1 protein-coding gene and 1 pseudogene are annotated in these 1646 nt (G+C 72.8%); both read left to right on the top strand.

The features are described 5' to 3' along the window. Positions 1–273, top strand: a pseudogene (locus B0E53_RS38300) (hypothetical protein); the annotation flags it as partial. A gap of 614 nt (positions 274–887) precedes the next feature. Then, positions 888–1646 (top strand): MarR family winged helix-turn-helix transcriptional regulator (locus B0E53_RS36305; protein WP_146167968.1); only part of this gene is annotated, 759 nt, incomplete at its 3' end.

Here is a 1646-nt window from a genome sequence, read left to right as displayed (position 1 = left end):
CGCGTCCACGCCATGCGCCTGCACGCCGCCGCCGCTCCCGGCCCTGGCCAGCCCGCCGTCGGAGAGCTGGAGATGTACCAGGCGGGGCAGATCGCCTACCAGCACTACCGCGCCGCCAGCGCCGTCGCCGGCGACGCGATGCTCACCGCTGACGGCCGCAAGCTCGCTCCGGTCAGCGACGCCCTCGCCCACCGCATCACCTACCTCGAGCAGGCCCTGGCCCACCTCGACACCCTCGACCCCGATCAGCGGCTACTCGCCGTCACCCTCTAGACCCCACCGCCCGCGCCCCGGCAGCCCGCTGCGGGCCCAGCCGAGCTGGATTTCCCAGCGATCGGTCCATGCCGTGTCAACCTGCGGGGTCGGCTTCCCTCTGCTGCCGCCGACGCACCGCACCTGCCTCAACGGCCAGCGGCCGCACCGCCTCACACAGCGGCGGCCAGTGCTCTACAGGCCGGGCGCCCCGGGTGTGGGGCGCTCGCTCCCGCCTGGCCTGCACAGGCCGCCGTATTCCTCTTCCAGCCCCTCTCCATCGGCAAGAAGTCCTCCCCACAGTGTCCGCGTCGAAGACGTGCTGCCCCGCGCGGAGCACGCCATGGCCTGCCCGGCCCACCGCCTCCCCGGGGCGCACGTCGCCGCGGGCGAGCGCAGCAAGCCGGACCTGGCTGGCATCTCCCGCCGATGTCGAGTCCTCGTTCTCACCGCACCCAGCCGGCGCCCGCCGGCCGATCACTCATTCCTTCCCACGCGTGCCCGCCACGCCCCGGCTGGCGACCGACCGGGCGCGGATCTCAGGGGAATGTCCCGAGATCCGGTCGTCGCACTTGATCAGCGACGCGGTCGAAGCGTGGATCACTGCTGACCTCCACACCAGGAAGGACGTGCCCATGACGGATGCAACACAGCCGGTGCCGGCGCACACGATGTTCACGGTCCTCGCCGCGCTCAGCGAGCTCGGTGAGGCCACTGCCACGGCCGTGGCCGAGCACGCCGGGCTCGGCTACTCCACGGCGACGGCGAAGCTGCGAGCCTGGGAGAAGACCGGGCAGACCGAGCGGTTCCGCAGCGAGGACAACCGCACCCTGTGGCGGTTGACCGACACCGGCCGCACCACCACCGCCACGCCACCCTCCACCCAGGAGCCGGCTGACACACCACCCGACGGGACCGCGATCACCACCTCGGACACCGCCACCCCGACCGATCCCTCCGGCACCGCTGGCGCGCCCGAACGGGACACCGAAGCTCCTGCACCGGCAGCCCGAGACACGGACGGCGCGTCCCCGGCCCTGGCTTCCACCGGTGGCGCACCTGCTCCGCTGGACACGGTCACGTCTTCCAGCGACGCCGACGAGCAGCCGCCCTCGGGAGAGGCGGGCCACGACCGCCAGCAGTCCGACACCGTGCCCGACGACGCCGACGCCGACGCCGACGCCGAGGGCGAGGACGCCGAGGGCGAGTCGAACCGCGACCTGGAGGGGCAGGCAGCCGCGACGGGGAACGGCCGCCGGGTGAAGGGCTCCCTGCGGGGTGCGGTACTGGACATCCACGAAGCCCACCCTGAGCGCGAGTACAAGACCAGTGAGCTGTGCAAGCTCATCGATGCCGCGAACGCTGGCAGCGGCGCGAAGAAAGCCAGCCAGGGC

It is taken from the genome of Micromonospora sp. MH33 (genome assembly GCF_003013775.1).
GTDB classification, from domain to species: Bacteria; Actinomycetota; Actinomycetes; order Mycobacteriales; family Micromonosporaceae; genus Micromonospora; species Micromonospora fulviviridis.
The sequence above is the reverse complement of the archived record's forward strand: the minus strand, read 5'-3'. Positions and strand labels throughout refer to the sequence as shown.